This is a genomic window from Deltaproteobacteria bacterium HGW-Deltaproteobacteria-18 (assembly GCA_002841885.1).
GTDB lineage: Bacteria > Desulfobacterota > Desulfovibrionia > Desulfovibrionales > Desulfomicrobiaceae > Desulfomicrobium.
In genome coordinates, this window is the sequence record PHBE01000024.1 from 1 (window position 1) to 26,824 (window position 26,824).

Annotated in this window: 25 protein-coding genes; 9 read left to right on the plus strand and 16 right to left on the minus strand. The window is 58.0% G+C overall.

Features of this window, described 5'->3' with window-relative positions:
- The first annotated feature begins 235 nt into the window (after positions 1-235).
- A complete protein-coding gene (locus tag CVU60_16970) occupies positions 236-1,435 on the plus strand; it encodes an IS256 family transposase (protein ID PKN40202.1) in 1,200 nt (399 codons plus the stop codon).
- Between the two features lie 138 nt (positions 1,436-1,573).
- Here the strand turns inward: CVU60_16970 and ispH are convergent, their stop codons facing one another.
- The 13 genes from ispH to CVU60_17035 all read right to left on the minus strand — a co-directional run bounded on the left by ispH (position 1,574) and on the right by CVU60_17035 (position 12,996).
- On the minus strand, positions 1,574-2,443 hold the full coding sequence (ispH, locus tag CVU60_16975) for a 4-hydroxy-3-methylbut-2-enyl diphosphate reductase (protein ID PKN40167.1): 870 nt from the start codon (positions 2,441-2,443) through the stop codon (positions 1,574-1,576).
- A gap of 1 nt (position 2,444) precedes the next feature.
- Positions 2,445-3,419 carry a dihydrouridine synthase gene (locus tag CVU60_16980; protein ID PKN40168.1) on the minus strand — a complete coding sequence of 325 codons (975 nt, stop codon included), beginning with the start codon at positions 3,417-3,419 and terminating at the stop codon, positions 2,445-2,447.
- A gap of 148 nt (positions 3,420-3,567) precedes the next feature.
- On the minus strand, positions 3,568-3,993 hold the full coding sequence (locus tag CVU60_16985) for a hypothetical protein (protein PKN40169.1): 426 nt from the start codon (positions 3,991-3,993) through the stop codon (positions 3,568-3,570).
- On the minus strand, positions 3,994-4,296 hold the full coding sequence (locus CVU60_16990; protein PKN40170.1) for a hypothetical protein: 303 nt from the start codon (positions 4,294-4,296) through the stop codon (positions 3,994-3,996). It abuts the gene before it with no gap.
- The gene (locus CVU60_16995) at positions 4,297-5,058 is read right to left on the minus strand and encodes a hypothetical protein (GenBank protein ID PKN40171.1); all 762 of its coding nucleotides are present in this window, start codon (positions 5,056-5,058) and stop codon (positions 4,297-4,299) included.
- Between the two features lie 47 nt (positions 5,059-5,105).
- Positions 5,106-5,486, minus strand: a complete 381-nt coding sequence (locus CVU60_17000; GenBank protein PKN40172.1) for a response regulator — start codon at positions 5,484-5,486, stop codon at positions 5,106-5,108.
- A 47-nt stretch (positions 5,487-5,533) separates the two neighbouring features.
- On the minus strand, positions 5,534-6,337 hold the full coding sequence (locus tag CVU60_17005) for a FliA/WhiG family RNA polymerase sigma factor (GenBank protein PKN40173.1): 804 nt from the start codon (positions 6,335-6,337) through the stop codon (positions 5,534-5,536).
- The gene (locus CVU60_17010) at positions 6,291-7,106 is read right to left on the minus strand and encodes a flagellar synthesis regulator FleN (protein PKN40174.1); all 816 of its coding nucleotides are present in this window, start codon (positions 7,104-7,106) and stop codon (positions 6,291-6,293) included. Before CVU60_17010 ends, CVU60_17005 begins: the two co-directional genes overlap by 47 nt.
- Before the next feature lie 23 nt (positions 7,107-7,129).
- Positions 7,130-8,188 carry a flagellar biosynthesis protein FlhF gene (locus tag CVU60_17015; protein PKN40175.1) on the minus strand — a complete coding sequence of 353 codons (1,059 nt, stop codon included), beginning with the start codon at positions 8,186-8,188 and terminating at the stop codon, positions 7,130-7,132.
- Position 8,189: 1 nt separating this feature from the next.
- Positions 8,190-10,277, minus strand: coding sequence for a flagellar biosynthesis protein FlhA (gene flhA / locus CVU60_17020; protein ID PKN40176.1), 2,088 nt, complete (start codon positions 10,275-10,277; stop codon positions 8,190-8,192).
- 26 nt (positions 10,278-10,303) lie between these two features.
- Positions 10,304-11,371 (minus strand): flagellar biosynthesis protein FlhB, encoded by a 1,068-nt coding sequence (gene flhB, locus CVU60_17025; GenBank protein PKN40177.1) that lies wholly within the window; start codon positions 11,369-11,371, stop codon positions 10,304-10,306.
- Between the two features lie 6 nt (positions 11,372-11,377).
- A complete protein-coding gene (gene fliR, locus CVU60_17030; GenBank protein ID PKN40178.1) occupies positions 11,378-12,157 on the minus strand; it encodes a flagellar biosynthetic protein FliR in 780 nt (259 codons plus the stop codon).
- Between the two features lie 89 nt (positions 12,158-12,246).
- Positions 12,247-12,996 (minus strand): tRNA 2-thiocytidine biosynthesis protein TtcA, encoded by a 750-nt coding sequence (locus CVU60_17035; protein ID PKN40179.1) that lies wholly within the window; start codon positions 12,994-12,996, stop codon positions 12,247-12,249.
- Between the two features lie 274 nt (positions 12,997-13,270).
- Between CVU60_17035 and CVU60_17040 the strand changes: the two genes are divergently transcribed.
- The 5 genes from CVU60_17040 (at position 13,271) to CVU60_17060 (ending at position 19,409) form a co-directional block, all read left to right on the plus strand.
- The gene (locus CVU60_17040) at positions 13,271-13,501 is read left to right on the plus strand and encodes a DNA-directed RNA polymerase subunit omega (GenBank protein ID PKN40180.1); all 231 of its coding nucleotides are present in this window, start codon (positions 13,271-13,273) and stop codon (positions 13,499-13,501) included.
- Positions 13,501-14,610 carry a molecular chaperone DnaJ gene (dnaJ, locus tag CVU60_17045; protein ID PKN40181.1) on the plus strand — a complete coding sequence of 370 codons (1,110 nt, stop codon included), beginning with the start codon at positions 13,501-13,503 and terminating at the stop codon, positions 14,608-14,610. The genes CVU60_17040 and dnaJ overlap by 1 nt, the downstream gene beginning before the upstream one ends.
- A gap of 66 nt (positions 14,611-14,676) precedes the next feature.
- Entirely contained in the window at positions 14,677-15,156 is a 480-nt protein-coding gene (gene moaC, locus CVU60_17050) for a cyclic pyranopterin monophosphate synthase MoaC (protein PKN40203.1), read from the plus strand.
- A gap of 143 nt (positions 15,157-15,299) precedes the next feature.
- A complete protein-coding gene (locus CVU60_17055) occupies positions 15,300-15,872 on the plus strand; it encodes a hypothetical protein (GenBank protein ID PKN40204.1) in 573 nt (190 codons plus the stop codon).
- Between the two features lie 291 nt (positions 15,873-16,163).
- Positions 16,164-19,409, plus strand: a complete 3,246-nt coding sequence (locus CVU60_17060) for a hypothetical protein (protein ID PKN40182.1) — start codon at positions 16,164-16,166, stop codon at positions 19,407-19,409.
- 95 nt (positions 19,410-19,504) lie between these two features.
- On the opposite strand, the gene CVU60_17065 is transcribed toward CVU60_17060, so the two are convergent.
- On the minus strand, positions 19,505-20,284 hold the full coding sequence (locus CVU60_17065) for an imidazole glycerol phosphate synthase subunit HisF (protein ID PKN40183.1): 780 nt from the start codon (positions 20,282-20,284) through the stop codon (positions 19,505-19,507).
- Positions 20,274-20,915 carry an imidazole glycerol phosphate synthase subunit HisH gene (locus CVU60_17070; GenBank protein ID PKN40184.1) on the minus strand — a complete coding sequence of 214 codons (642 nt, stop codon included), beginning with the start codon at positions 20,913-20,915 and terminating at the stop codon, positions 20,274-20,276. The genes CVU60_17065 and CVU60_17070 overlap by 11 nt, the downstream gene beginning before the upstream one ends.
- Positions 20,916-21,112: 197 nt before the next feature.
- Between CVU60_17070 and rfaD the strand changes: the two genes are divergently transcribed.
- Positions 21,113-22,096, plus strand: a complete 984-nt coding sequence (rfaD, locus tag CVU60_17075) for an ADP-glyceromanno-heptose 6-epimerase (protein PKN40185.1) — start codon at positions 21,113-21,115, stop codon at positions 22,094-22,096.
- 154 nt (positions 22,097-22,250) lie between these two features.
- On the opposite strand, the gene CVU60_17080 is transcribed toward rfaD, so the two are convergent.
- On the minus strand, positions 22,251-24,992 hold the full coding sequence (locus CVU60_17080; GenBank protein PKN40186.1) for an excinuclease ABC subunit A: 2,742 nt from the start codon (positions 24,990-24,992) through the stop codon (positions 22,251-22,253).
- A 128-nt stretch (positions 24,993-25,120) separates the two neighbouring features.
- Here CVU60_17080 and CVU60_17085 point away from each other — a divergent pair, with 128 nt between their 5' ends.
- Positions 25,121-25,699 (plus strand): flavoredoxin, encoded by a 579-nt coding sequence (locus tag CVU60_17085; GenBank protein ID PKN40187.1) that lies wholly within the window; start codon positions 25,121-25,123, stop codon positions 25,697-25,699.
- Positions 25,700-25,723: 24 nt separating this feature from the next.
- Positions 25,724-26,749 (plus strand): GGDEF domain-containing protein, encoded by a 1,026-nt coding sequence (locus CVU60_17090; GenBank protein PKN40188.1) that lies wholly within the window; start codon positions 25,724-25,726, stop codon positions 26,747-26,749.
- Positions 26,750-26,824: the final 75 nt, after the last annotated feature.

Below are 26,824 nucleotides of genomic sequence, written 5' to 3' on the forward strand. Positions count from 1 at the left end.
TCTTCGTCATTCTCTGCTCCCTAATCATTTGCGTTTGAAGGGGTCGGGACTAGCAGAGTTCCCACCTAAAGGCTTGTGCAAATTTCTGGGGCCACTTCTATTTAGGCTGGTTCGGTTTTAACTTGTATATCCTTTTTGTCAGTTAAGCGGGTAGTGTGCGGGATCTTCAGCAAAAAGAAAGACCATGGCATATGTGGGTTGTACCACCAAACCACAACTCCCGGAGGAGTATGCCATGGTCAGGAAGAATTCTACCGTATCGGCGTCCGAACTAAAAGGGCTTCTTGAAGGCGATCAGGATGTTTTGAAGGAGCTTGTCCGCACGGTCGTCCAACAAACGCTGGAAGCCGAGATGGATGCCGCCCTTGGAGCGACCAAGGGAGAGCGCACAGATGGCCGTCTGGGCTATCGCAGCGGATATTATGGCCGCACGCTGATCACCCGCGTCGGCAAACTCGAACTCCGAGTTCCGCAGGACCGACAGGGGCAGTTTTCTACCCAGATATTTGAACGCTATCAGCGCAGCGAGAAGGCGTTGGTCTCAGCACTGGCGGAGATGTACATCCAGGGCGTGTCCACCCGGAAGGTCAAACAAATCACTGAAGAACTCTGTGGACACTCCTTCTCGGCCAGCTCCATCAGCGCCATCGTGGAGCGTCTGGACGATCAGCTAGCCCAGTTCGCCAGCCGGACTCTGGAGGAAGCCTATCCCTATCTGATTCTCGATGCACGCTACGAAAAAGTACGTGATTGCGGCGCAATACGCAGCAGGGCTGTGATGATCGCCATTGGCATCGACTGGGAAGGACGCCGACAAGTTTTGGCAGTGGAACTGGCCAACCGTGAAAGCGCAAGTTCATGGAAGGATTTCATTCTGGGCCTGAAGCAGCGCGGGCTCAAAGGGGTGGAAATGGCGGTCAGCGACGATCATGCCGGGCTGAAGAAGGCGCTGAGAGAAGCATTGCCCGAGGCGGTTTGGCAACGCTGCTACGTCCACTTCCTGCGCAATGCCCTCGATCATTTGCCGCGCAAGGCAGATGATGACTGTCTGCGAGAGCTGCGGTGGATCTACGACCGGCGGGACCTGGCCGAAGCCCGCAAGGACATGGCCGCTTGGCTTCTAAGGTGGCAGGAGAAATATCCCAAGCTGTGCTCATGGGTGGAAGACAATATCGAGGAAACCTTGTCCTTCTACAAGTTGCCCTTCGGACACCATAAGCATTTGAAGTCGACCAACATGCTGGAACGGCTCAATGAAGAGATCAAACGCCGAACCTTGGTCGTCAGGATATTTCCCAATGAAGAAAGCTGTCTACGTTTGATCAGAGCCCTTGCGGTCGAGACTCATGAGAACTGGATCGAGGCAAACAGATATCTGGATATGAGCCTGCTGACCGAGATGAAAAAGAAGGCTTTGATGGCGCTGGTTGCTTAATGGAAAACGCATCTGGCGACCTCCGACGAGCTCTGAGTAGGCCCATTCTCGGTCGCCAGCTGCTTGAACTTACCCGTTTGCCGTGGAAGAACTTGCAGAACTTGACGCACACAACTGTTAAGCGCCGCAGAACGCCTTCTATTCCTTGTTCCCGACAGGAAAAGCCCTGCGAAGCGTTTGTGCTACATCTTCAATGATCCAGGCGGGTGTCGATGCTCCTGCCGTCAAACCGATACGTTCAAACGCGGCAAGGTCATGCAGGGGAAGTTCTTTCGCCGTTTCGACATGGACTGAGAATATTCCTGATTCCTGCGCTATTTGAGCCAATCTTCTGGTGTTTCCACTGTTTTTTCCTCCAACGATGACCATTGCCTGAACCTTGCTGGACAGTTCGCGCACTTCTTCCTGCCTGTCCTTGGTTGCCATGCAGATCGTGTCGAGAATGGTCATGTTGGCATCGACAAACCTAGTCAAATATTCGCGCACGGCGTTGAAGGATTCCCTGTCCTGCGTGGTCTGCGCTGCCAGAAAATAGGTCTGTGCGGAGTCAATTCGGTGCGCCTGCAATTCTTCAAGACTCTCAAATACGCTGTGTCTTGCGGCATAGCTCACAAGCCCTTGCACTTCGGGGTGATCTCGTTCCCCGAAGAGAAGCAGATGCTTGTTCTGGTCGGCTTGTCGTTGGATGAGGATCTGTGCTTTTTTGACTTTGGGACAGGTTGCGTCAACGACAGTGACGTTATGGGTTTCCAGTTTAGCCTGAACGTGCCTTGGGATACCGTGAGCTCGAATGACCACGACATCTCCAGCGTTCAAGGGCTTTGAACCATCTGTCTGCAGAACCCCCATGTCTTTGTATCTGGCGAGTACCTGCGGATTGTGGATGATGGGCCCCAGCGTGTAGATGCTTGCATCTTGGGGCGGGAGGGCAACGGCATTGTCCAGTTTGTGCAATGCCATATCGACTCCCATGCAAAAGCCCGCCGTTTCCGCGATGATAAGTTTCATTTCAAATCTCTCCGGATTCAGTTTTGCCAGCCCCTAAAATCGTGAACACATCGTCCCACGACTTGCAGAACACGATGTCGCGACGAATTGCGCGCGCTCCGGGCAAGCCTTTCAGGAATCTGGGTACCAGGGTGCGCATTTTGAGGAGTCCGAGCTTTTCCATGCCGTGTTGCGGATAGAGTTCGCTGAGTCTTCTGACCATGGCCACCATATGCTGCCATGAATTTGCACCCGGTTCCTCTTTGCATCGCAACTGCAAATATTGTTTGAAAATTGATGGATCGTTAAGCGCCCCGCGCGCAAACATGATACTGTCCACTCCGGTTTGTTCGACGCATTGCAAGGCGTCTTTCGCCAGAAAGAGATCCCCACTGGCGATGACTGGCAGGCTCACGTTTTCTTTCAGCGTTTTTAGCTGGGACCAGTCTGCATGTCCGGTAAAGCCTTGTGCGCCGAAGCGCGGATGCATGGTCACCCAACCAGCGCCCAATTCTTCGAGTTTGGCAGCCACCTTCAGGAAGACGGGTTGCCCGACATACCACCCCAGACGAATCTTAAAACCCATACACCCAGGCTCCACCGCGTCGATCATTGATTTGGCAAGGCAAAGGAGTTTATCTGGTTCTTTGAGCAGAGCTGCTCCGCTGCCTGTTTTTACGACTTTGCGAACCGGACACCCGCAGTTCAGGTCAAAATAACGAAATCCCGCTTCCCGCAGGCGTTCGATGGACTGGACAAGAAACGGTTCTTCCGAACCGAAAAGCTGTACCACAAGAGGAGTATCCTCCTCGCAGGTTTGCAGAAGCTCCTTGGTGCCCGGGCTGTTGTAGATCAGGCCCTTGGCGCTGACCATTTCTGTCACGGCTGCGCTGCATCCATATTCATGACACAGGAGGCGAAAGGGGAGGTCGGAATATCCGGCAAGGGGTGCGAGCCAAGGTTTGTCGGGAGTTATGGGGAACAGATCGTTTTTCATGTGGTAAATATGCTCGGATTTTAGCGACTGGGCCAGCAGCCTAAAAGCTATGAATGGAAACGGGCCTGCTCACGCACCGCATCGAAATGGGCGGAAAGACATCAAATTGCGCGAAGGCGGTCCATGAGGCAGGCAAGGCTATCTGGCTTCAAATTTTGGGTTGGTCAAGGATGAGCTCCACTTCATCCACGCTCAGTCCCGTGGCCTGCGCCAGAGCTTCGGCCGACTGCCCACGTTTGAAACCACTCAAAATTGTCTGGCGTAGGAACTGGGGAGATTTTGTGAAATTTTCGGCCTGTTCGAGCAGGCGTCTCATTTCAAGGGCGCGGTAGTGCAGCTTCTCTTCAAGGGCGGTCAGTTCTTCCTGACGCTTGGTGAATGTGCCTATGATTTCGTTCTCGAGGCGGGCGTTCATGTCCAGTTTTTGCAGGAATTCCTCTTGTCTGTCCTGCAGCGAGCGCACAAGAAGTTCGGATTTCTTGAGCTTGCCATAGAAAAAAAAGGCGAGAACGATGAGCAGAATCTCCATCAAGGTTGATGCGGTGAGGATCCAGTTCGAAATATGAGGATTCATCTATACCTGCGTGTCTATCAGGTGCCCCTGATCTGATTCGAATTCGGGTTCACGGCGATGCGCTTTCCGTTCGCTTGTGTACTGTTCTGGAGCCGGCTCGTTGTGTCCCTCGGGATCGACCTCTGTTTCGGTGGAGCTGGCCTCGCCTTTGGCCACTTGGTCCTTTTCCCGACGCTGGCGTCGCTGAACCAATTCTTTTGCCAACGCCTGCTGAGCCTCCGGGTGCGCGATCTGCGTATGATGGATTTTTTGCGCCTCGGGTATTTGACTGATGAGTGTTGAAAGATTGAGGTTGTCCACCATTTATTTCACCACATATTCTTCCAGAAGAATTTCGGAGACTTGGCCGCTTTTCAAAATGTGATTGATGACTGTTGCCAGATCCGTCTTCAATTTTTCGGACTCTTGCGAAGTATCCAGCAATAAAAGGGGCGAGTTTTTGAGATACCTGTATATTCCATCGCGGATGAACAGCTTTTTGGCCTGGATTTCAGCCCGCATGATTTCGTTCGTGTCCGGTATTGAAAAGCGGCACGTCAGGAAACGGATCTTGCCGTCCTGATTGTATTCGATTTGAAATTGTTCGAGGGAGTAGGCTTCGATTTGTTCCGGTGGCGGGGTCTTGGCGCTTTCGGGAGAAGACCCTTCAACCGGAGCCGAACCTTGGTCCGCTTGCTGCTCAGGGGCGCTTTCGTGGCCCGTTGCAGTCTGATCTTCGAGAGCTGGTGGGCCGGATTTCATGAAATAGTAGGAGCCGCCGGCGCCAAGCAGCAGGCACAGACCTGCGGCAATTCCGAGGATCCATATTTTTTTTCGTTTTTTCTTGGCTGGTGCTTCGATCTGTTCCGAAGGCGGGACCGCCTCTTCGGGTTCGGGCAGGGATTCGAGAGGGGTGGCTTCGGCTTCTTCCTCCTTTTCCTCGAATTCAAGGAAAAGGGCGTCATCCAGATCGAGCTCAACTTTCTGCAGTCCCTTGGGAACGCTGTCCTGCAGGCGTTCATCATCCAGGGCGACGTTTTTGTCGCCTTCAGGGGAAATCTGGGCGAGAAGGATGAGCAGGATCATGGGACCTGAGCTGGCCGGCAACACGAGTGTACCGGCCAGAGTGGTTGTTATTCGAAGATCTTATTGATTTTTTGCCCCAGGGTCTCCGCGGTGAAGGGCTTGACGATATAGTTGGAAACTTTGGCCTGCACTGCCTCGATGATGTTTTCCTGCTGGGCTTCCGCCATGACCATGAGGAAGGGCAGGTCGCCAAATTCTTCACTGGCGCGGACTTTCCGCAGGAGTTCAATTCCGGTCATCTGCGGCATGTTCCAGTCGGAGATTATGAAATCAATCTGGTCCTTGGTCAGGACTTCCCAGGCCGCTGTACCGTCGTCAGCCTCGACGATGTTGTTGAAGCCGAGCTGACGAAGAATATTCTTGATGATCCGTCGCATGGTCGAAAAATCATCAACAATGAGCACCCGCATGTTCGTATTGACCGCCATGTATCCCTCCACATGAGCTTTTCGAGAAATTAATCAAAAATGTGTGATCAGTTGATATCGCCGTATTCGCGCACAAACATTTTCTTGAGCTTTCCAAGCGCCTGGGAGTGCAGCTGAGAGACCCGCCCTTCGGTAATGTCGAGGGCCAGAGCCACCTCTTTCATATTGAGTTCTTCAGTGTAATACAAACTTAAGACCAGCCTTTCCCGTTCATTGAGTCTATCGATGAGATGTCCGAGCTTGTCAATGATATCGTGGAAGGCCACAGCGGCAAAGGGCTCGCGGTGATTGCATCCATCCCCGGGCTGGTTCCATTGGTCCTGGATCGCATCGAGGCTGAGGATGATCTGGGAGTTGACCGCCTCCAGCGTCGCCTCCAGTTCATGGCGGTCCTGCCCGGTGAGTTCCAAAAGTTCGCTGCGTGAAGGGGAGTGCCCATTTTCCTGTTCAAAGCCTCTGATGACCTGTTCGAGCTTTTTGATGCGCTGGCGAAGCCCCCTGGAATACCAGTCCATGCGCCGCAACTCATCCAGCATGGCTCCGCGAATGCGACTGTCGGCGAATGTTTCGAAGCGGATGTTCAGCTCCGGCTGGAATTTGCCCAGCGCCTCCATGAGGCCCAGCGTGCCTGCGCTGATGAGGTCGGAAAGTTCGATATGGGCGGGGAGCTTGGCTTTGAGATGCAGGGCAATGATCTTGATGCGGGGGGCGAAGCCGCGAGCTATGCAATCCTTGTCCGCAGGACTCAAGGACGCGAAGGTGATCCCAGTCTGTTCCAGAACGGCCCAGACAGGTTCTGCGGGTTTATTCCGCAAAGAGGAGCTTCTTCCAGAAGAACTTGATGTTCCCATCGAGATGATCCTGCGGTGTCCATTGCAACAAGTTGCGGGCGATGCGCTGCACCGCCAGGGAGGCTTCGGCGTCGGGGCTCAGGCTGCAGAAGGGCTGTTGCTCGATGACGGCCTGGCGCACGGCCTTGTCCTGCGGGATGGCTCCGACGAAATTCAGGGAGACGCCGGTCAGGAAATGGTCGCAAGCATTGTACAGCTTGGCGAAGATGTCCTTGGCCGATTTTTCATTCTTGGCCATGTTTACCGCGATATGGAACTTGTCCACGCCATGCCTGAGTTTCAAGACCTTGATGAGGGCGTACGCGTCGGTGAGGGAGGTCGGCTCCGGGGTGACGACCACCAGGCGTTCCTGGGCCGCAAGGTTGAAATAGAGCACATTGTCGTTGATGCCCGCGCCGGTGTCCACAATCAGGAAGTCGATGCTGTCCTCCAGCACATCCATGGCTTCAAGGAGTTCGAGTTTTTGCCCCGTGGACAGGGACAGCATTTCGCTGACTCCGCTGGCCGCCGGCAGGATTGAGAATCCGTATTCAGTTGGACAGAGGATGTCGCCCAGGGACACTCCCTCGTGGAACACGTGGAAGAGGTTTCGCTCCGGAGTCAGGCCCAGCACGACATCCACGTTGGCCAGCCCGAGGTCCGCGTCAAGGATGACGCATCGTTTGCCAAGTTTGCTCAGGCACAGGGCGAGATTGACGGAAACGTTCGTTTTGCCGACGCCTCCCTTGCCGGAGGTGACCGAGAGTACAATGGGGAGAGAGGAGCTCATGCTGTGTCCGGGATAAAAAAAGTTTAGTTGGTTGCTTGAGGCAGTTCGTGCCGCAGCAGAAGTTTCCAGACATCCTGATCCTTGGGCTGGGCCAGGGAGTTTTTCAGATCCGGCCCCATGGAAAAAAGGGAAATCGGTAGGCCGGTATTGTTGGCCTGATTAATTATTTCTCCATAATTACAGGCTTCATCAAGCTTCGTCCAGATAATGCTGGCAGCGGAGGCTGAGTGGAACCTGGATACGAACGCATCCATCTGCGGGGGGGCGAAAAGTGGGCTGAGAACAAGGTGCACATGGCAGGCCGGAAGCTTCCCTCCGGAGACCTCATGCAGCCAGGAGTCAAGTTGCTGATGGGCGGGCAGTCCCGGCAGGTCGAGCAGGACCAGGTCATGAGATCTGGCGTCACGTTCCAGGCTTTCCCAATGGGAGGAGTTGTCAAGCTCCCTGTAGGACAGGCCCGAGAGTTCCGTGTAATGGCGCAGGTAGAGCCTTCCCTTGCCCTGGGAGCGATCGGCGTTGACCACCAGGATGCGCGCCTTGGGGCGCATTTTTTTCAGGGACAGGGCCAGACGCAGCGTGGTGCTGGTCTTGCCGCTGCCGAAGGGGCCGGTCAGCAGGTGGAACTTGTGCGCCCAGTCCGTGTCGAACCATGGACTGAGACTGACCAGTCCATTCATGACGGACAATGTGGGTGCATCGGGGGCGTGGCGGAATTTTTCCCACAGGTCGATCAGCACATCCTCCTTCACTCCTTCGCGCTCCAGATACTCGAAAACCAGTTGCTGGCGTGGAGTCAAGAGCTGCATGTCCATCTGCGGCTTTAAAACGGCCATGAGCTGTTTACGCAGCCTGGACCATTCCTCGCGCAGGCAGCTGGCGTCGTTCTGGGCCAGGGGCATGGCGGGCTCTGCCGATGCAGCCAGCTCCTGCGGCATGTCAAGGGCCGCCATGATCTCGTAGCAGGTGACACCTTTGCGGGTCTGCTTCTGGTTGCTCAGGATGATGGCATCGGGACCAAGTTCGCTCTTGATCCGGGCCATGATTTCCGAGGTGCTTCTTCCGCTGAATGTTTTGACCTGCATCTTAGATTTCCACCATGGCTACGGATTCGAGTCTGATGTCCGCCGGTATTTCCGCCTGCGAGATGACAGGCATGGTTGGCAAAAAACGGGCCAGAAGCTGGGAGAGGTGCTGGCGGATGAGCGGGGAGGTCAACAGCACGGGCTGTCCCTCGGCCACAATGCCTTTTTCCGCCGCCTTGTTGATGGCCTGGATGATCTTGTGCGCAAGTCCCGGTTCCATGGCCAGATAGGAGCCGTTGTCCGTGCGTTTGATGCTGTCCTGGAACGTGTTCTCGATTGTCGGTGACAGGGAGATGATAGGCAGCAGGTTGCCCGTCCCCAGGTACGGCTTGATGATGGTGCGGGACAGGCGCTGGCGTACGAACTCCGTCAACTGGTCGGCATCCTTCACGGAGTGGCCGTAGTCGGCCAGGCATTCCACGATGGACAGGAGGTCGCGGATGGAGACATTCTCGCGGACCAGGTTCTGCAAGACCTTCTGCAGAACGCCCAGTGACAGGACGCCCGGCACCAGCTCTTCCACAACCTTGGGCGCACGCTGGGACAGGTTGTCCAGCAGGGCCTGGACTTCCTGGCGGCCCAGGAATTCGTGCAGGTTCTGCTTGAAGACCTCGGTCAGGTGCGTGGCGATGACCGTGGACGGATCCACCACCGTGTACCCGGCCATGACGGCCTCGTCCTTTTTGGCGTCGGGAATCCACAGCGCCGGGAGGTTGAAGGCCGGCTCCAGGGTCTCGATGCCCTTGATGGCGTGCCGCGCATCGCCGGGATCCATGGCCAGGAAATGGTCTATCATGATTTCCGCCGAAGCCACCCGGTTGCCCTTGATCTGGACCACGTATTCGCCGGGCTTGAGCTGCAGGTTGTCGCGCAGATGCAGGGACGGTACGATGACGCCCATGTCGAGAGCGAACTGGCGGCGAATGGAGCGAATGCGGGCCAGAAGATTGCCGTTCTGGTCTTCGTCCACCAGCGGGATAAGGCCGTAGCCCACCTCCAGTTCCATGATGTCGAGCGGCAGCAGGGCCTGCACTTCTTCCGGACTGTCTGGCGTGCCGCCTTTTTTCTTTTTATCGGTCTCCGGCAGCTTGTTTTCGGCCTTGATGCGGTCGGCGAACAGGGCCACCATGAAGAGGACCAGGGAGAGGGTCATAAAGGCCACAGTAGGCATGCCCGGGACAATGGCGAAGAGCAGGAGTACGCCGGAGACCAGCCTGAGAGCTTTGGGATGGTTGGTCAGCTGACCGATGAATTCTTCGCCCATGCGCGCTTCGGCCGCAGCCCGGCTGACAATGAGGCCGGCCGCGGTGGAGGTGATCAGCGAAGGGATGGTGGAGACCAGGCCGTCGCCGATAGTCAACAGGGAAAAGGTCTGGGCCGCATCCATCCAGCTCATGTCTTTTTGCAGCACGCCGATGAAGATGCCGCCCACGATATTGATGAAGGTGATGAACATGCCCGCGTTGACGTCTCCGGAGACGAACTTGCCTGCGCCGTCCATGGCTCCGTAGAAGTCCGCTTCCCGGCGCAGGTTTTCGCGCTGCTTGATGGCCTGCTGCTCGTCGATGAGTCCGGCGTTCAGGTCGGCCTCGATGGCCATCTGCTTGCCGGGCATAGCGTCCAGGGTGAAGCGGGCCGCGACCTCGGCGATGCGGGTTGTACCGGCGACGATGACGGTCTTGTTCAGGATGAAGAGGATCAGGAAGATGACTGCGCCGATGGCAAAATTGCCTCCGACCACGAATTGTCCAAAAGCTTCGATGACCTTGCCTGCCGCCGAGGTGCCAGTGTCTCCATGGAGCAGGATGAGCCTGGTCGAGGCCACATTGAGGGCAAGGCGCAGGAGCGTGGTCACGAGCAGAACCGACGGAAATATCGAGAATTCCAGAGGCGAGGTCATGAACATCGAGGTGATGAGGATGACCAGGGAGAAGGAAATGGAAAAAGCCAGCAATATGTCAAGGATGATGGTCGGCAATGGCACCAGCATGACAAAGAGGGTCATGACAACGCCGCCGGCCAGCAGGATGTCCCCCTGGCGGGTAAAGCGTTTGTAATTGATGGTCATGGCCTCGGTGCGTGTAGCCATTATTTTGACGTCCTTGCCGCTGAGGTTCAGCGCGGGTGAAGTTTGGTTTTGTAAATCTGGGCCAGGATGGCGGCCACTGCCTGGTAGAATTCTTCTGGAATCGTGTCTCCGACTTCGATAACCTTATACAAGGCGCGTGCCAGGGGCTTGTTTTCGCGGATGGGCACATTGTTCTCCCGGGCAATGTCCTTGATGCGCTGGGCAACGGCCCCGGCGCCTTTGGCCAGGACCATGGGTGCCGGGGCTTCCATGGCGTTGTAGCGGATGGCGATGGCCAGATGGGTGGGGTTGGTGATGACAACGTCGGCCTTGGGCACGTCCTGCATCATGCGTCGCATCATCACCGCCATCATCTTCTGACGCTGCTTGCTCTTGATGGCCGGGTCGCCCTCGGCCTGCTTGCGTTCGTCCTTGACCTCGCTCTTGGTCATTTTCAGGTTTTCCTCGTAGTCCCAGCGGGTGTAGAGGAGATCCGCGATGCCGATTATGATCATGGGAGCGAGCGCGTAATAGAACATGGTCTGCCCGGCGTTGAGCACATATGCGGCGATGTTTTCTGCCGGCTGGTAAAAGAGCGGGATGACTTCCCCGAAAGCCTGCTTGAGAACGATGTAAGGTCCAATGGCCACAGCTGCCGCCATGAAAATACTTTTGGCCAGGCGCACGAAGGTCTGCTTGCTGATGAGGAGCTTCTTCAGGCCGGACAGTACGTTGAACATCTTAAACTTGGGTTTGAAAACCTTTGGAGCCCAGAGTTTTCCGACCTGCAGCCGGACAGTGATGAAGGCGGCGACCGCAATTACGATCATGATCGGCAGGACCATCACCGAGATGCTGTATAGGCAGGTTTGAAAAAGGGTATGGATCGATCCGGGGTTCAATTCGAAGGCGAACCCTTCCGTGAAGAACCATTTCATCAGATTTTCGATTTCAGTGCGGATGGTGCCGAGGTAGAGTTGCAGCATGAGCAGACCGAAGAGCAGGGTCAGGGGCTTGGGCAGCTCCTGGCTTTTTGGTACATTGCCCTCGCCTCGCGCCTTGTTGCGTCGTTTGGGGGTGGCGTTTTCGGTGCGACTCGGATCGTGCTGTGCCATGGTTGCCTAGCGCATCGCGCCGATGATTTGGGTGAAGAGCATCGGCATGCGGGACACAAAGCCCTCCATGTGCAGGCTGATGATCTCGAAGATGATGCTCATGAACAGGAATCCGACGCTGATCTTGATCGGGAATCCGATAATGAGCACGTTCATCTGTGGAGACGCGCGTGAAATCAGGGCCAGGGCCAAATCCACAAGGAGGATGGCGGCGATGACCGGCGCTCCGATCTGGATGGCCAGGACAAAAATCTGACCCGACAGGGCGAATATCTGATCCGTCAGCCGGGAGGTGATGAGAATGGAGCCTGGCGGGAGCAGCTCGAAACTTTTCATCAATCCGCTCAGCAAATACAGGTGCCCGTTGATGGACAGGAACGTCAGCAAACTGACCATGTACATGAAGTGGGCCGTGACCGCCTCGGAAACTCCGGAATCAGGGTCCACCACATTGACCATGGCAAAGCCCATCTGGAAGCCGATGAGCTGTCCGCCGGTCTGGATGGCTGCGAAGACGAAGCGGATGACCATCCCCAGGATGAGCCCCAGCAGGAGTTCCGCGCCCAGCATGACCGCCAGCGCAAAGGGGTGGCCCGGCATCTGGGCGCCCACCAGGGGAAGCTTTGGCCACAGGGCCAGGGTGAGGGTCAGGCAGAGCGCGGCCTTGACCGTGGCGGGCAGGACTGCGCCGCCGAAAAAAGGCATCAGGAAAAGAATGAGGCTTATGCGCATCAGCGCAAAGATGAAGGTCAGAACGACGGTGGGGTCGAGGGAGAAGAGATCCATGGAGAGGCCGAAGCAAAACGCGGACCAGAAAAAGTCCGCGCTCGGGTTCTGTCTGGGGCGATGCCTCCCGGCGCAAGGCCCGGAATATTTCAGATCATGCCGGGCCAGGACTCCATCTGCCAGCGGCGCAGAGCGTTGAACATGTTGGTGCGGATGCGCTTGTCGCCTTCGCACAGCGCCAGGGCCTGATTGAGGGTCTTGCTGCGGGAGGTCTTGTCCTTGGAGGGGCAGTCGTTTTCCCAGACCGGGAGCTTCCACTGCCTGCACGCCTGGGTGATGGTGGCCTTGTCCAGCAGGAGCAGGGGGCGGATGAGGGTCAGCCTGCCTCCGAAATAGCTCTCCTTGGGGACCAGTCCGTACACCTTGCCTGTTCTCAGCATGTTCATGAAGAAGGTGGAGACCAGATCGTCGGTGTTGTGGCCGAGAGCGAGGTGGGTCAGGTTGTATTGCCTGCAGATGTCAAAGAGGCGTTTGCGCCTGTGCCATGCGCAGAAGAAGCATGGTGATTTCTTGCGGTTCTCGGAAGAGTGCGCCCTGGGGCCGAAGTCCGTGGTCTCCAGATGTCCCGCCACGCCGTTTGCGCGCATCCATTCCGCCAGGGGGGCGTGGGTCATTCCGTCAAAGCCGGGGTTGAGGTGGATGACGAACAGTTCGACGGGAAAGGGAATGATGCGCTGACGCATGGTCATGACCTGAAGCATCACCCAGCTGTCAATGCCGCCGGAAACGGCCAGCCCGATGCGTGCCCCGGGCCATGCCATGCCCGCCTGCTGCATGATCTTGCCTGTCTGTCCGAGACAGAACTGCTGCGCGTATTTGAGTCTTCCCCACTGGGCCATGTTGTTTTTCCTCAAAGGTAGGAGTGTCGTGGGGGCAGGTCCGCACATAAGGATTTGACAGATCCGCTGCGGGTATTATGACCCCTTTGAAGCGCAGGTCAGTACAGAGCGCGGAGGGCCGTGTAAAGGGCCCCGGGAGCTTGCTTGCGAATTGCGTGTTGACAGGGCCCTGGGGTTATGCGTAGCGTGAAATGTTATTCCCGACTCGACTTTTTGGAGGCCGGGACTTTTTGTCGTTTATTCACACATTCATATACATTTTTTCGGAGGTGCGATGGCCAGAATTACCGTTGAAGATTGCTTGGAGAAGGTCAACAACAGATTTCTGATCGTGCAGATGGCCATTAAGCGGGTCAAGCAATATCATGAAGGATACGAGCCTCTTGTTGCCAGTAAGAACAAGGAGATCGTGACCGCCCTCAGGGAAATTGCCGAAGGAAAGGTTCTGCCCGACGTGGAGCGCGTCGAGGACTTGAGTTTTGAAGCTGACGATCAGGATGAATAATGGCTGACAAGCGTGATTATTACGAAGTGCTCGGTGTAGGCCGCGACGCCTCGGCGGACGTAATCAAGAGTGCCTACCGCAAGATGGCGTTGCAATTCCATCCGGACCGCAACCCCGACAATCCGGAGGCGGAAGACAAGTTCAAGGAAGCCGCGGAAGCATACGAAGTCTTGGGTGACGCGGGCAAGCGCGCCCAGTACGATCGTTTCGGGCATGCCGGCATGAATGGTCAGGGATTCGGGGATCATTTCCATTCTTCCGAAGACGTGTTCAGCGCTTTCGGTGACATCTTTGGTGATTTCTTCGGCTTCGGCGCTGCCGCCGGCGGCCGCAGGCGTCCGCGTGCCGGGGCTGATCTGCGCTACAACCTGACCGTTTCATTCCGTGATGCGGCCAAGGGTACGGAGGTTGACCTCAACATCCCCAAGAAGGAAGTCTGTTCCGATTGTTCCGGGTCGGGCTCCGCTCCCGGGCACACGGCCGAAACCTGCCAGCATTGTCGCGGCCAGGGTCAGGTGACCCAAAGCCAGGGCTTTTTCCGCATTTCCGTGCCGTGTCCGGTCTGTCGGGGCGAAGGCAAGGTCGTCACCCATCCCTGCGCCAAATGTCGCGGTCAGGGCATCGTGCAGGTCAACAAGAACCTCAAGGTGCGCATCCCCGGAGGCGTGGACAACGGCAGCCGCCTGCGTCTGCGCGGTGAGGGCGAGCCGGGTGATTTCGGCGGTCCGCACGGCGATCTGTATGTGGTCATCTATGTCGAGGAAGACAAAATCTTCACCCGCCGTGGCCAGGATCTGGTCATCGTGGCGGATATCACCATCGTGCAGGCCATACTTGGCGCCAAGATCGAGGTCCCGACTCTTGACGAACCCGTGACTCTGGAAATTCCCAAGGGCACGCAATCCGGCAAGATTCTGCGCATCAAGGGCATGGGCCTGCCGCATCTGGGCAGCACCCAGAAGGGCGATCTGTTGGTGGAGGTCTCTGTGCGCATCCCGACCAAGGTAACCAAGAAGCAGGAAGAATTGCTGCGCGAGTTCGACAAGCTCGAAGAGGGCCGTCCCCTGAACAAGGTCAAGGATTTCTTCAAGAAAGCCATGGGCGACTGATCTGCATACATGAACCGAGCAGGCCGGAAGCGCATGTTTCCGGCCTTTTCTTTTGGGGAGGGGAGCATGGACGAGAGGTTGACGCATATCGACGAGGCCGGAAACGTGGTCATGGTGGACGTGGGCGACAAGGCGGATACAAGACGCCGTGCGGTTGTGCGGACAAGGGTTCTGCTCAACGCGCGCACTTTCGACCTCTTGACCAGAAACGCCCTGCCCAAGGGTGACGTGCTGACCACGGCCAAGGTGGCCGGGATAATGGCCGCCAAGCGTACCTGGGAGCTTATCCCCATGTGCCATCCGATTCTGCTCTCCAAGGTCGACGTGAAGCTTACGCCAGTAGCTTCCGAGTTGGCCATAGAGATCGAAGCCGAGGCGCGGACCACCGGACCCACGGGCGTGGAGATGGAGGCGCTGATGGCCGCCCAGGTTGCGGCCATGACCATCTATGACATGTGCAAGGCCGTACAGCGTGACATTCTGATCACGGATTGCCGGCTTACGCACAAGAGCGGCGGGAAGAGCGGCGAGTTCAACGCCGACTGATAGACCAGAGTCAGGAAACGTAATTACGGCGCACCACGGTTCATCCCCGGTGCGCCTTTTCGCGGTTGGGGCGCAATGTGGCGACTGGGCCACGCAACATTTTGAAATAACGATTCAAGGATATACTCGTGACAACGGAAACCATCATCAAGGACACGTCCGCAAACCCGGCTCCCCTGGGCCTCATCGGGTTCGGCCTGACCACCATCCTGCTGAACATCCACAATGCGGGCGTTTATCCCGTCAATTCGATGATCATGGGCATGGGCATTTTTGTCGGCGGCATCGCCCAGATCTTCGCGGGCCTTCTCGAATCCAAAAAGAACAACACCTTCGGCCTGACAGCGTTCACGGCCTACGGTTCCTTCTGGCTGTCCCTGGTGGCCATCTGGATCCTGCCGGCCCTGGGACTGGCAGAGAAGAGCGACGAGACGGCCATGGGCCTCTATCTGGCCCTCTGGGGGCTCTTCACCTTCTGCATGTTCCTTGGCACCTTCCGCCTGAGCCGGGCCCTGCAGGTGGTCTTTGGCACCCTGGTGGCCCTGTTCTGGCTGCTGGCCATCGGCGACCTGACCCACATTGCCGCCTACAAGACCATCGGCGGATACGTAGGTATCCTGTGCGGTTTTTCGGCCTTCTACACGGCCATCGCGCAGATCCTGAACGAGGTTTACGGCCGCACTGTGCTGCCGCTGGGGCCGGTAGTACGTTCCTAGGTTCCGGGCGATGTTCGCGAAAAAAGGCTGAACGCAAGGTGTTCAGCCTTTTTTTGCGCCCCCGTCACGGGCGAGAGGCGGCTACAGGACCACGAGCGCCGGCCCGGTTCAAGGCGGAAGCTTGAGGGGCGTCTTGCCAGAGCATGAACTCTTGTCATACACGCCCTTCATGAATCCCGATCTTCCCAGCACGTTGCGAGAACAGTGTCATGCGCCCTGCGCCGGGATGAACGTCAATCCCCTTGCCTTGGCCGGACATGCTTGCCCGTCGTGCAGGAGTGAGGGGTCAGCATGAAAATTTTCAGCGCCGGCATTTCCCTTCGAACCGCGATCCCTGTGCTCCTGGGTTGCGTCATTCTTTTTTCCACCGCCTTTGTCAGCTGGATTTCATTCACCGGGAGTCGCGAAGCGGTCGGGGATGTGGCCTTGCAACTTCGCAAGGAGGTTTCCCATCGGATTACCTTGCATCTGCGGGACTTTCTTCGCCGGCCCCACGAAATAAATCGCAGTAACGCGCTGGCCTTGCAAAACGGCCTCGTACCCGCCGACGATCCCGGGCTGTTGATTGCGCGGTTTGCCGATCAGCTGGAGCTTTTTCCTTCCGTGTCGAGCATCTATTTCGGCAATGAGCAGGGCGGACTGGCCAACAGCGGCCGGGATCCGGAGCATGGCTCCAAGTATTCCATCCGCACGGACGATTTCAAGGCTGGGGTTTTTCGCAAATTTCCCCTGGATTCACGGGGGAACAAGGGCGAGGAGATGGCCCGCGTTACCAGCTTCGATTCACGGACTCGTCCATGGTATGCCAAGGCCTTGCTGGCGCAGGGGCCGATCTGGAGTGATATCTACGTACTTTTTACAGGCCAGGACATGGCCCTCGCTGCCAGCCGTCCGGTGTTCGACGATCGGGGCCGGATTCTTGGAGTGGTGTCCGTGGACGTTTTTTTGTCCCAGATCACCGCTTTTTTGCAGCGACTCCGTATCGGCAATGCCGGAAAGGCGTTCATTGTGGAGCGTTCGGGTCTGCTGGTCGCCGGTTTGGGCACGGAACCGCTCTTCATACCGGGCCGGGGCGGAAATCCGGGCCGACGCCTCATGGGGGCGCACAGTCGGGATCCTCTGGTGCAGGGCGCGATGCAAGCACTGACCTCAAAATTTGGCTCGCTTGACCGGATCAACGCGGAGCACCATCTCGATTTTACTGACCAGGGCCGGAAAATCCTGTTGACGGTATCTGCGCTGCACGATCCTCTAGGCATTGACTGGCTTATCGTCGTCGTGGTGCCGGAAGAGGACTTCATGGCAAAGGTCGGGGAAAACGCCCGCTTCAGCATGGTCCTGATTCCGGGCGTTCTCGTATTGGCGCTGCTGACCGGAGCGTTGCTGGCCCGCCGGATCGTCAAGCCCATCTCGCGGCTCGGTGCCGCCGCCGAAAGATTGGCCGGAGGAGAGGAGCTGGAAAGGATCAATGAGATCTCCCGGTTTTCCGAGGTTCAAAGTCTGACCCGTTCTTTCAATCAGATGGCCTTGCAACTGTCCGACACCATGTGGGCAATGCAACTGGAACTCGGCGAACGGCAGCGTGCCGAGGAGGCTCTCGGCGAGAGCGAAGCCCGGTACCGGACTCTGGTCGAGCTGGCCGTGGACGGGATTCTTCTCGGATCTCATGAAGGCGTGATCATCGGCGCCAACGAATGCATGTGCGATCTTCTTGGCCTGAAGCGTGAGGATATGCTCGGCAAGCATGTCCGCGATCTTCCGTTCAAGCCGGAGAGCCTGGCGAAATCGCCGCTGAGCTTCAATCTGCTGGAAAAGGGAGAGATAGTGCAAAAGGAACGCACTCTCCTGCGTGTGGACGGATCCGAACTTCATGTCGAGATGCGCAGCAAGATGATGCCGGATGGGACCTACCAGTCCATCTATCGCGATATCACAGCGCGCAAGCAGGCCGAAGAGGCCTTGCGGGAAAGCGAGGAGAGACTTCGTACGCTTAGTGACAATCTGCCCGGCGGACTCGTATACCAGATGGAGACCGATCTGGGCGGCGGGCGACGGCGATTCTCCTACGTCAGCGCAGGCGTTGAGCTTCTGCATGAGGTGAGCGTGCGGGAGGTGCTGGATGACGCTTCGCTCATCTACGCGCAGATCGAGCCCGATGATCGGGCGCTCTTGTTCGAGCGCGAGGCCAAGGCCGAATCGACCCGGTCGCTATTTCAGGCCGAAGTCCGGTTTCGCCTGCCGTCGGGAACGGTGCGCTGGAGCCATCTGGCCTCTGCTCCGCGCATGCTGTCCGCGGATCGGGTGGTCTGGGACGGGGTCGAAATTGACATCACCGAACGCAAACTGGCCGAGGCGGCCTTGCTGGAAGCCAAGGAGGCCGCCGAGGCCGCCAACAGGGTCAAGACCGAGTTTCTGGCCAACATGAGCCATGAAGTCCGCACGCCGCTCAACGGGATTCAAGGCATGATGCAGCTTTTGCGGCAGACCAGACTGGACGAGGAACAGGAACGGTATGTGGAGCTTTCCATCACGTCAGCCATGCGGCTGACGCGCCTGCTTGCCGACATTCTGGACATCTCCAGGATCGAGGCCGGCAAGATGAGCATCCTTGAGACTCTGTTCAGTGTAGCCGAACTGGTCGATTCGGTCGTGGAGCTGTTTACGATCCCCGCGCGTGAAAAGGGGCTTGCGCTCGACTGCGTCATTCATCCCGACCTGTCTGCGCACCTCGTCGGCGATGAGGCGCGGGTGCGTCAGATCCTCTTCAATCTGGTCGGCAATGCCTTGAAATATACGGATCAGGGCGGCGTGACCGTTGAATTGTCTCCATTGCATCCTGATCCATGCCTGTCGGAGGGAATCTGCATGCGCGTTGTCGATACGGGCGTAGGCATTCCCGAGCACATGCTTTCCGGTGTGTTTGAGCCCTTCATGCAGGTGGAGGGTTCCCATACCCGCAAATATGAAGGTGCCGGGCTTGGCCTGACCATTGTTCGCCGCTTGGTGGAACTCATGCATGGAACAATAGGGGTCGAGAGCGCCGCCGGAGCGGGAACGTCCGTGCGCGTAACGCTGCCCCTGCGTGCAGCCAGTGAATATTGCGCTCTTACAAAGACTGCTCCGGAAGTTCCGGACGAGGATGTCGGAAGGGCATTGCGCATTCTGCTGGCCGAGGACGAGGCCATCAACCAGCTTGCCATGCGCACTCTTCTGGAGCGGGCCGGGCATGTGGTCGCGCTTGCGCGCAATGGCCAGGAAGTTCTGGATTTGCTGCTGGCTGAAGATTTTGACTGCATTCTCATGGATGTGCAGATGCCGGTCATGAGCGGCATCGAAGCGACCAGGAATATTCGCGCCTGGTCCGGGCCCAAGAAAGACATTCCCATCATCGCCCTGACCGCCCACGCCATGAGCGGGGATCGCGAGTCCTTTCTGCAGGCGGGGATGGACGACTACCTGCCCAAGCCGGTCGGAATGGCCGATCTGGTTGAGGTCATCGCCAAGCGTGTGCGCGCTTCAACCGCAGAAAATGGATAGATATGCTTCCGGCGGATGCCAGAAGCACATGAGCACAACAAAAAAGCCCCCGCTTGAAAGGCGGGGGCTTTTTTGTTGTGGAGCACTCTTCCGGGTTACCAGATCCGGCGCACCTTGACCCCTTTTTCGGCCATGTAGTTCTTGAGGTCGGTGACGGTGTATTCGCCGTAATGCACGATGGAGGCGATGAGTGCGGCCGAAGCGCGGCCTTCGGTCACTGCGTCGACCATGTGCTGCGGATTGCCCGCCCCCCCCGAGGCGATGACCGGGATGCGCACGTTGTCCGTGATAAGTCTAGTCAGGGTCAGCTCGTAGCCGTCCTTGGTGCCGTCGGCGTCGATGGAGTTGATGCACAGTTCTCCCGCGCCCAGACGCTCGACCTCCTTGGCCCACCACAGGGCGTCGATGCCCATGTGCTTGCGGCCGCCGTGGATGACGATCTCGTAGCCCGAGGGGATGGCTTCGCTTTTCGGCACGCGCAGCACGTCCATGCCCACGACGATGCACTGGGACCCGAAGGCTGCCGCACCCTCGGAGATGATGTGGGGCGTCTTGACCGCCGCCGAGTTGACGGAGATCTTCTCCGCCCCGGCCAGGAGGACCTCGCGCATGTCGGCCACGGTGGAGATGCCGCCGCCCACGGAGAAGGGGATGAAGATCTGGGAGGCTACGTCCTCCACGACCTTGAGCATGATGCCCCGGCCCTCGTGGGAGGCGGTGATGTCGTAGAAGACGATCTCGTCCGCGCCTTCCTCGTAGTAGCGCCGGGCTGTCTCAACGGGGTCGCCGATGTCGATGTTGCCCTCGAATTTTATGCCCTTGGTCAGCTTGCCGTTCCGGACGTCGAGGCAGGGGATGATGCGTTTACTGAGCATTGGCCGCCTCCCTGCAATAGTCGAAAAAGTTCGAAAGCATCTTAAGGCCCGGGCGTCCGCTTTTTTCCGGGTGGAACTGGGCCGACCACAAACCGTCGCGGCCGTGCACGGAGCAGAACTCCCTGCCGTAGTAGGTCGTGGCGATGACGAATTCCGGAGCCGGGCTCGGGTAGTAGCTATGCACGAAATAGAACTCGCTCTCAGGGGAGATGCCGTTGAAGAGCGGACAGGGCTTTTTGGTGTTCACGGTGTTCCAGCCCATGTGCGGAATGTTGATGGGCGCGCCATCCTCTTCGGTCAGGTCCGGGGTGAAGATTTCGCAGCGTCCTGGGATGAGGCCAAGGGTCTGGGTGTCGTTTTCCGGGCTGTATTCGAGCAGGATCTGGCAGCCGAGGCAAATGCCCAGCAGCGGTTTGCCGGCCGCGATTTCCCGGGCCATGACGTTGCGCAGGCCGGACTGGTGCAGATTGGCCATGGCCGAACCGGCCGCGCCGACACCGGGGAAGATGAGCCCCTGGCAGCCTGCAATGGTTTGAGCATCGGCAGTGATGGTGCACGGGATGGAGAGATAATCGAGTGCGCGCTTGACACTGGTCAGATTGCCGGCCTTGTAGTCAAGGATGGCTAGCATGGGGAGCTCCTGTAGCATGGGGTGAAAAGAAGGCACTCTAGCCAAAGACCTCGCAAAAACCAAGGCCCGGTTGCCCGGCTTTTTTTGCACCGGCCGGGTCGTGGGCACCGTGAATTCCCGGTGTCTTGGTGCCGGGCATCTTGCCCCGGCAGGGGTTTCGGGCTAGGTGCGGGTGAAGAAGATTTGAAGGGGGATTTATGATCATCATTACCGGAGGCGCGGGCTTCATCGGCAGCGCCATGGTCTGGGAATTGAACCGGCAGGGATACAGGGACATCGTCGTGGTCGACAATCTTGCTTCCACGAACAAATGGCGCAATCTGGTCGGGCTGGCCTATCATCGGTATATCCAGAAAGACAAATTCCTGGAATTGCTCAACACCAGATACATGGAAGGCCGGATCGAGGCCGTGATTCACATGGGGGCTTGCTCCGCGACCACTGAAGCAGATTGCGATTATCTCATCCGCAACAATCTGGAATATTCCAAGGCCATGTGCCGTTTCGCCCAGGAGCGCAATGCGCGCTTCATTTACGCCAGTTCCGCCGCAACCTACGGCGACGGCAGCAGGGGCTTCGATGACTCGGATGATGCCATGGAGGGTCTGCATCCGCTCAACATGTACGGCTATTCCAAGCACCTCTTCGATCTCTGGCTCAAGGGAGACGGGCTGCTGGACAAAATGGCCGGGCTCAAGTTCTTCAATGTCTTCGGCCCCAACGAATACCACAAGGACGACATGCGCTCCGTGGTCTGCAAGGCTTTCACCCAGATCCGCCAGACCGGGAAACTCAAACTCTTCAAATCCTATCGCGAGGAATACGCAGACGGCGAGCAACGCCGGGATTTCGTCTACATCAAGGATTGCGTGAAGGTCATTGACTGGCTCATCAAGAATCCGGACGTGGGTGGCGTCTTCAATGTGGGTACAGGCCAGGCCCGGACCTGGAATGACCTCGCGAGAGGGGTGTTCACGGCCATGGGTCGGGAGCCGCAGATCGAATACGCGGACATGCCGGACAACCTGCGCGGCAAATACCAGTATTACACCTGCGCCGACCTGACCAAGCTCTCCAGTCGTGGCTGTGACGTGAACTTCAGATCCCTGGAGGACGGGGTGACCGATTATGTGCAGAATTATCTGATGCAGGCCTACGCTCACCTTACTTCGAGATACTGATTTTTTCAGGATGAAAAAAACAGAACGGGCGGCCGGGGATTTCCCTGGCCGCCCGTTCTGTTTCCGGGGCGATGTGTTCCGAGTCTGCAGCGCCCCTATTGAGGGGCGGCCTTGTTCCGGATTGGTCCAAGGCCTGTACCTGTTGCGGCCGGGCTTACAATTCCAGAAAAGGCCCCGTGACCGATCCGGGATTGTTCTTCAAGTCCTCTGGAGTGCCTTCGGCCACGATGAGGCCTCCGTTTTCACCTCCGCCGGGTCCAAGATCGATGACGTGGTCCGAAGCCGCGACCACATCGAGGTTGTGCTCGATGACAATGACCGAGGCTCCCTTGTCGACCAGGGTGTGCAACACGGCGATGAGCTTGCCGACTTCGTGCATGTGCAGGCCGGTGGTGGGTTCATCCAGGATGTACAGGGTTCCGGGCAGACTGCGTTTGCCCAGCTCGCGCGAGATCTTGATGCGCTGGGCCTCGCCTCCGGACAGGGTCGTGGCGGGCTGGCCCAGGCGGATGTATTCAAGGCCCACTTCCTCCAGCACGCCAAGCTTGCGTTCCAGGGCCGGATGGTTGGCGAAGAATTGCCGGGCCTGCCTGACGGTCATGTCCAGCACGTCGGCGATGGACTTGTCGCGGTACAGAATATCAAGGGTCTCGCGGTTGTAGCGCTTGCCCCCGCAGACCTCGCAGGTCACGAAGACATCGGGCAAAAAATGCATCTCGACCCGGATCTGGCCGTCGCCCTGGCAGGCCTCGCAACGGCCGCCGCGCACGTTGAAGCTGAATCTTCCGACGTTGTAGCCGCGCTTCTTGGCGTCCTTGCTGCCGGCGAAGATGGCCCGGATTTCGTCGAAGATCTTGGTGTAGGTGGCTGGGTTGGAGCGCGGCGTCCGGCCGATGGGGCTTTGATCGATGGAGATGATTTTTTCCACGGCCCCGGCACCCTCGATGCCTCCGATGGTGCCGGGGCTGTCGACCTTGAGGCCCTGGGCCAGGGCCAGGTGCTTGTACAGCGAGTCCATGACCAGCGAGCTCTTGCCCGAGCCGGAGACCCCGGTGATGCAGACCAGGGTGCTCAAGGGGAAACGGGCGTCGATACCGCGCAGGTTGTTGGTGGTCACGCCGCGCAGGATGATGGCCCGGTCCGAGGTTCTGCGCTTTGCGGGCCTTGCGATGCGCAGTTCCCCGCGCATGTATTTTCCGGTCAGACTCTTGGATTTGTTCACCAGATCCTCCGGGGAACCGGAAAAGACCAGCTCTCCGCCCAGGAAGCCCGAGCCGGGGCCAAGCTCCAGCACATGATCGGCCGCGCGGATGGTCGGTTCATCGTGTTCGACCACGAGCACCGTGTTGCCGCGTCCCTGAAGCTGCCGCAGGGTGTTGATCAGTCGCTGGTTGTCGCGCGGGTGCAGGCCGATGCTCGGTTCGTCCAGAACATAGGTCACGCCGACCAGGCCGGAGCCAAGCTGCCCGGCCAGGCGGATGCGCTGGGCTTCGCCGCCGGACAGGGTGGTCATGTTGCGGGCCAGGTTGATGTAGTCGAGCCCGACGTTGACCAGAAATTCAAGCCGGTGGCGGAGTTCCTTCAAAAGCGGGGTGCTGATCTCCACGTTTACGCCGGAGAAGCCCAGTCCTTGCAGCCAGGAGAGGGCCCGGGTGATGGGCAGCGAACAGAAATCGAATATGTTCAGACCTTCGATGCGCACCGCCAGGGATTCGGGCCGCAGGCGTGCGCCATGGCAGGACGGACAGTTCATGGTCTGGCGGTAGCGGGCCAGTTCGTCGCGCCAGATGTGGCCGAGCCCTCCTCCCTGTTCGAGAAAATGGATCACTCCAGGCCACTGGGCGTCGCCGTGGAACAGGGCCTTTCTTGCTTCGGAGCTGAGGTCCTGCAAGGGCGTGTCCAGGGTGAAGCGATGCCGGAGCCCCAATTCCTTCAGGTCATGGGCGTAGCGGTCGAAAGCCCGGCCCTTCCAGGGCAGGATCGCCCCCTGGCGCAGGGACTGTCCCCCATTGGGCGCGAGCAGCATGGGCTCGTAGTACTCGACGGCTCCCAGGCCCGAGCAGTGCGGGCAGGCACCCTGAGGACTGTTGAAGGAAAAAAGTTGGGGGCTCGGTTTGGGCAGGCTCAGGCTGCATTTGGGACAGACGGCGTCGGTGGAGAAGAAGATGTCCTCACCGCCGATGATGGATACGACGATCCGTCCCTCGCCGGACTTCAGGCCCAGTTCCACGGAGTCGGCCAGGCGTTTGCGCATGTCGGGTTTCAAGACCAGGCGGTCCACGACCAGATCGATGCTGTGCTTCAGGTTTTTGGCCAGTTCCGGAACCGGATCCAGGCTCGTCACCTCGCCGTTGATCCTGGCGCGGACAAAACCCTGGGTCTTGAGCTTCTTGAACAGATCCGCATGGGTGCCCTTTTTGTGATCGATCTGGGGCGCCAGAAGCATGAATTTTGTCCCTTCCGGCAGGCCGAGAATGCGTTCCATGATCTCGTCGCTGCTCTGGGCCGCGATGGGCACGCCGCAATCCGGGCAGCAGGGCGTGCCGAGGCGCGCATAGAAGACACGCAGAAAATCGTAGATTTCCGTGACCGTGGCCACGGTGGAACGCGGGTTCTTGGACAGGGTCTGCTGTTCCAGGGAGATGGCCGGAGTGAGGCCCTCGATGAGGTCGATGGCCGGCTTGTCCATTTGCGGCAGGAACTGGCGGGCGTAGGCGGACAGGGATTCAACATAGCGCCGCTGGCCTTCGGCGTAGACGATGTCGAAGGCCAGGGTGGACTTGCCCGAACCGGAAGGGCCGCAGACCACGACCAGCTTGTCCCGGGGGATGTCCAGGGTCAGGTTTTTGAGATTATGCTGACGCGCGCCGGCGATATGTATGACTTTGGTGTCCATGAAGTCTCTGTTGCGAACGGTTGAAGGATGACATTTGACTTGCGGGATGCTTCTTATAACTATATGAGAATGCCTGACAAGTGGCAGGAAAAATGCAAGATGAATACTGTTGTATTGCGGAGACGGTGATGAAAATTTCTCTTGGTGCGAAGACGCTGGCCCAGCCTGCGCCATTGTGGATTGTCGGGTCCTATGATGAAGATGGCAATGCCAACGCCATGGCTGCTGCCTGGGGCGGAATATGCTGTTCCAAGCCGCCTTGTATCACAGTCTCCTTGCGTGAAGATCGCCACAGCTACGCATCCATTATCGCACGTCGTGCGTTCACGATCAGCGTGCCTTCGGTCGCGTTCGCGGCTCAGGCCGATTATTTCGGCATCGCATCCGGAAAGGACGTGGACAAGTTCGCAGCCACGGGGCTGACTCCGGTGCGCTCGGAAGTCGTCGATGCTCCCTATGTGGGAGAGTTTCCTCTGGTGCTGGAGTGTACCTTGCTGCGCACCGTGGAGCTTGGCATGCACATCCAGTTCATTGGAGAGATCGTCGATGTCAAGGCGGAAGAGGATGTCCTCGACGAGAAGGGCTATCCTGACGCAGCCAAGGTCAGGCCGCTCATATTCACCCCCGTGACCAGAGCCTATCACACCGTGGGCGAGTATGTGGGCCAGGCGTTCGAGATCGGACGCTCTTTCGGGGAAAAGAGCTAGCAGTCAACAAAAACGGATCGAGTCATGAGCATGCAGCACGAAAATTTCTTTTGTTCGCACGATGTCGTAAATTCTCTCATCAAAGCGGGAGTGCCTTCCAATTCCAAGTGGGGCGCGCTCATCCTCTACATGCGCTCCATTTCGGAATACGATTTCCTTTCGGCCGACCAGAAACGCCAGATGCAGACCCTGGTCATGAACATCGTGCGGGACGGGGATTTTTCCGAGGCCAAATTCAAGGATGTCGTGCGTAGAAAGGAACAGATCCTCTACCAGCCTTGGAACAAAAAGCTGGAGGAGACTTTTCGCGAGACCGTGGTCCTCATCGAACATGTGCGCTCCCAGAACCTTATGCGGACCAAGGAGGTTCGCGATCTGCGGGAGACGACCATCCATACCGTGACGGAACAGAACGCCCTGGAAGACATTGTCCTTGGTATCAAGGCGGCCTTCGAGAAGGTACTCACGCACATGGAACAGGACACCCGCGACCTGGTCGAGATGAGTTACACGGACTCCCTGACCAAGCTCAGCAACCGCCGCGCCTTCGACCGCTATTACCAGACAACCCTGGTCGAATACATGGTCACGGGCAATCCCATGAGTCTCATTTTTCTCGACATCGATAATTTCAAGGACTTCAACGACTCCTACGGCCACCGCATCGGGGATCAGGCGCTGGTCACCGTAGCCAGCAAGCTGACGGGTTACGCGCAGAAATACGGCACCGTCCCGAACCGCAGCTTTTTTCCCGCCCGCTTCGGGGGAGAGGAGTTCGTGGTCGCCCTGCCCGGAGTCGGGCTTGGCGAGGCGGCGGAAGACGCGGAAAATTTGCGTAGCATCATCGAGGACTACAATTTCATCATCCGCGACCACAACGGCCAGGTGCTGCAGAAGGGAATCAAGATCACCGTGTCCCTTGGCGTGGCCGAACTGAAAAGAGAGTGGGCTGACCAGGCAGGGGCCAGGCTCCTCGACGAGGCGGACAAGGCCATGTACAGGGCCAAGGGACGAGGCAGAAACCGTGTCTGCACCATGAACGAGCGCTGATTGCTTCCACGCTTCTTTGCCGGCAAGCTCTCCGTGGGTGGAGGGCTTTTTTTTGGTTTTCGAGGCGTTTTTGCG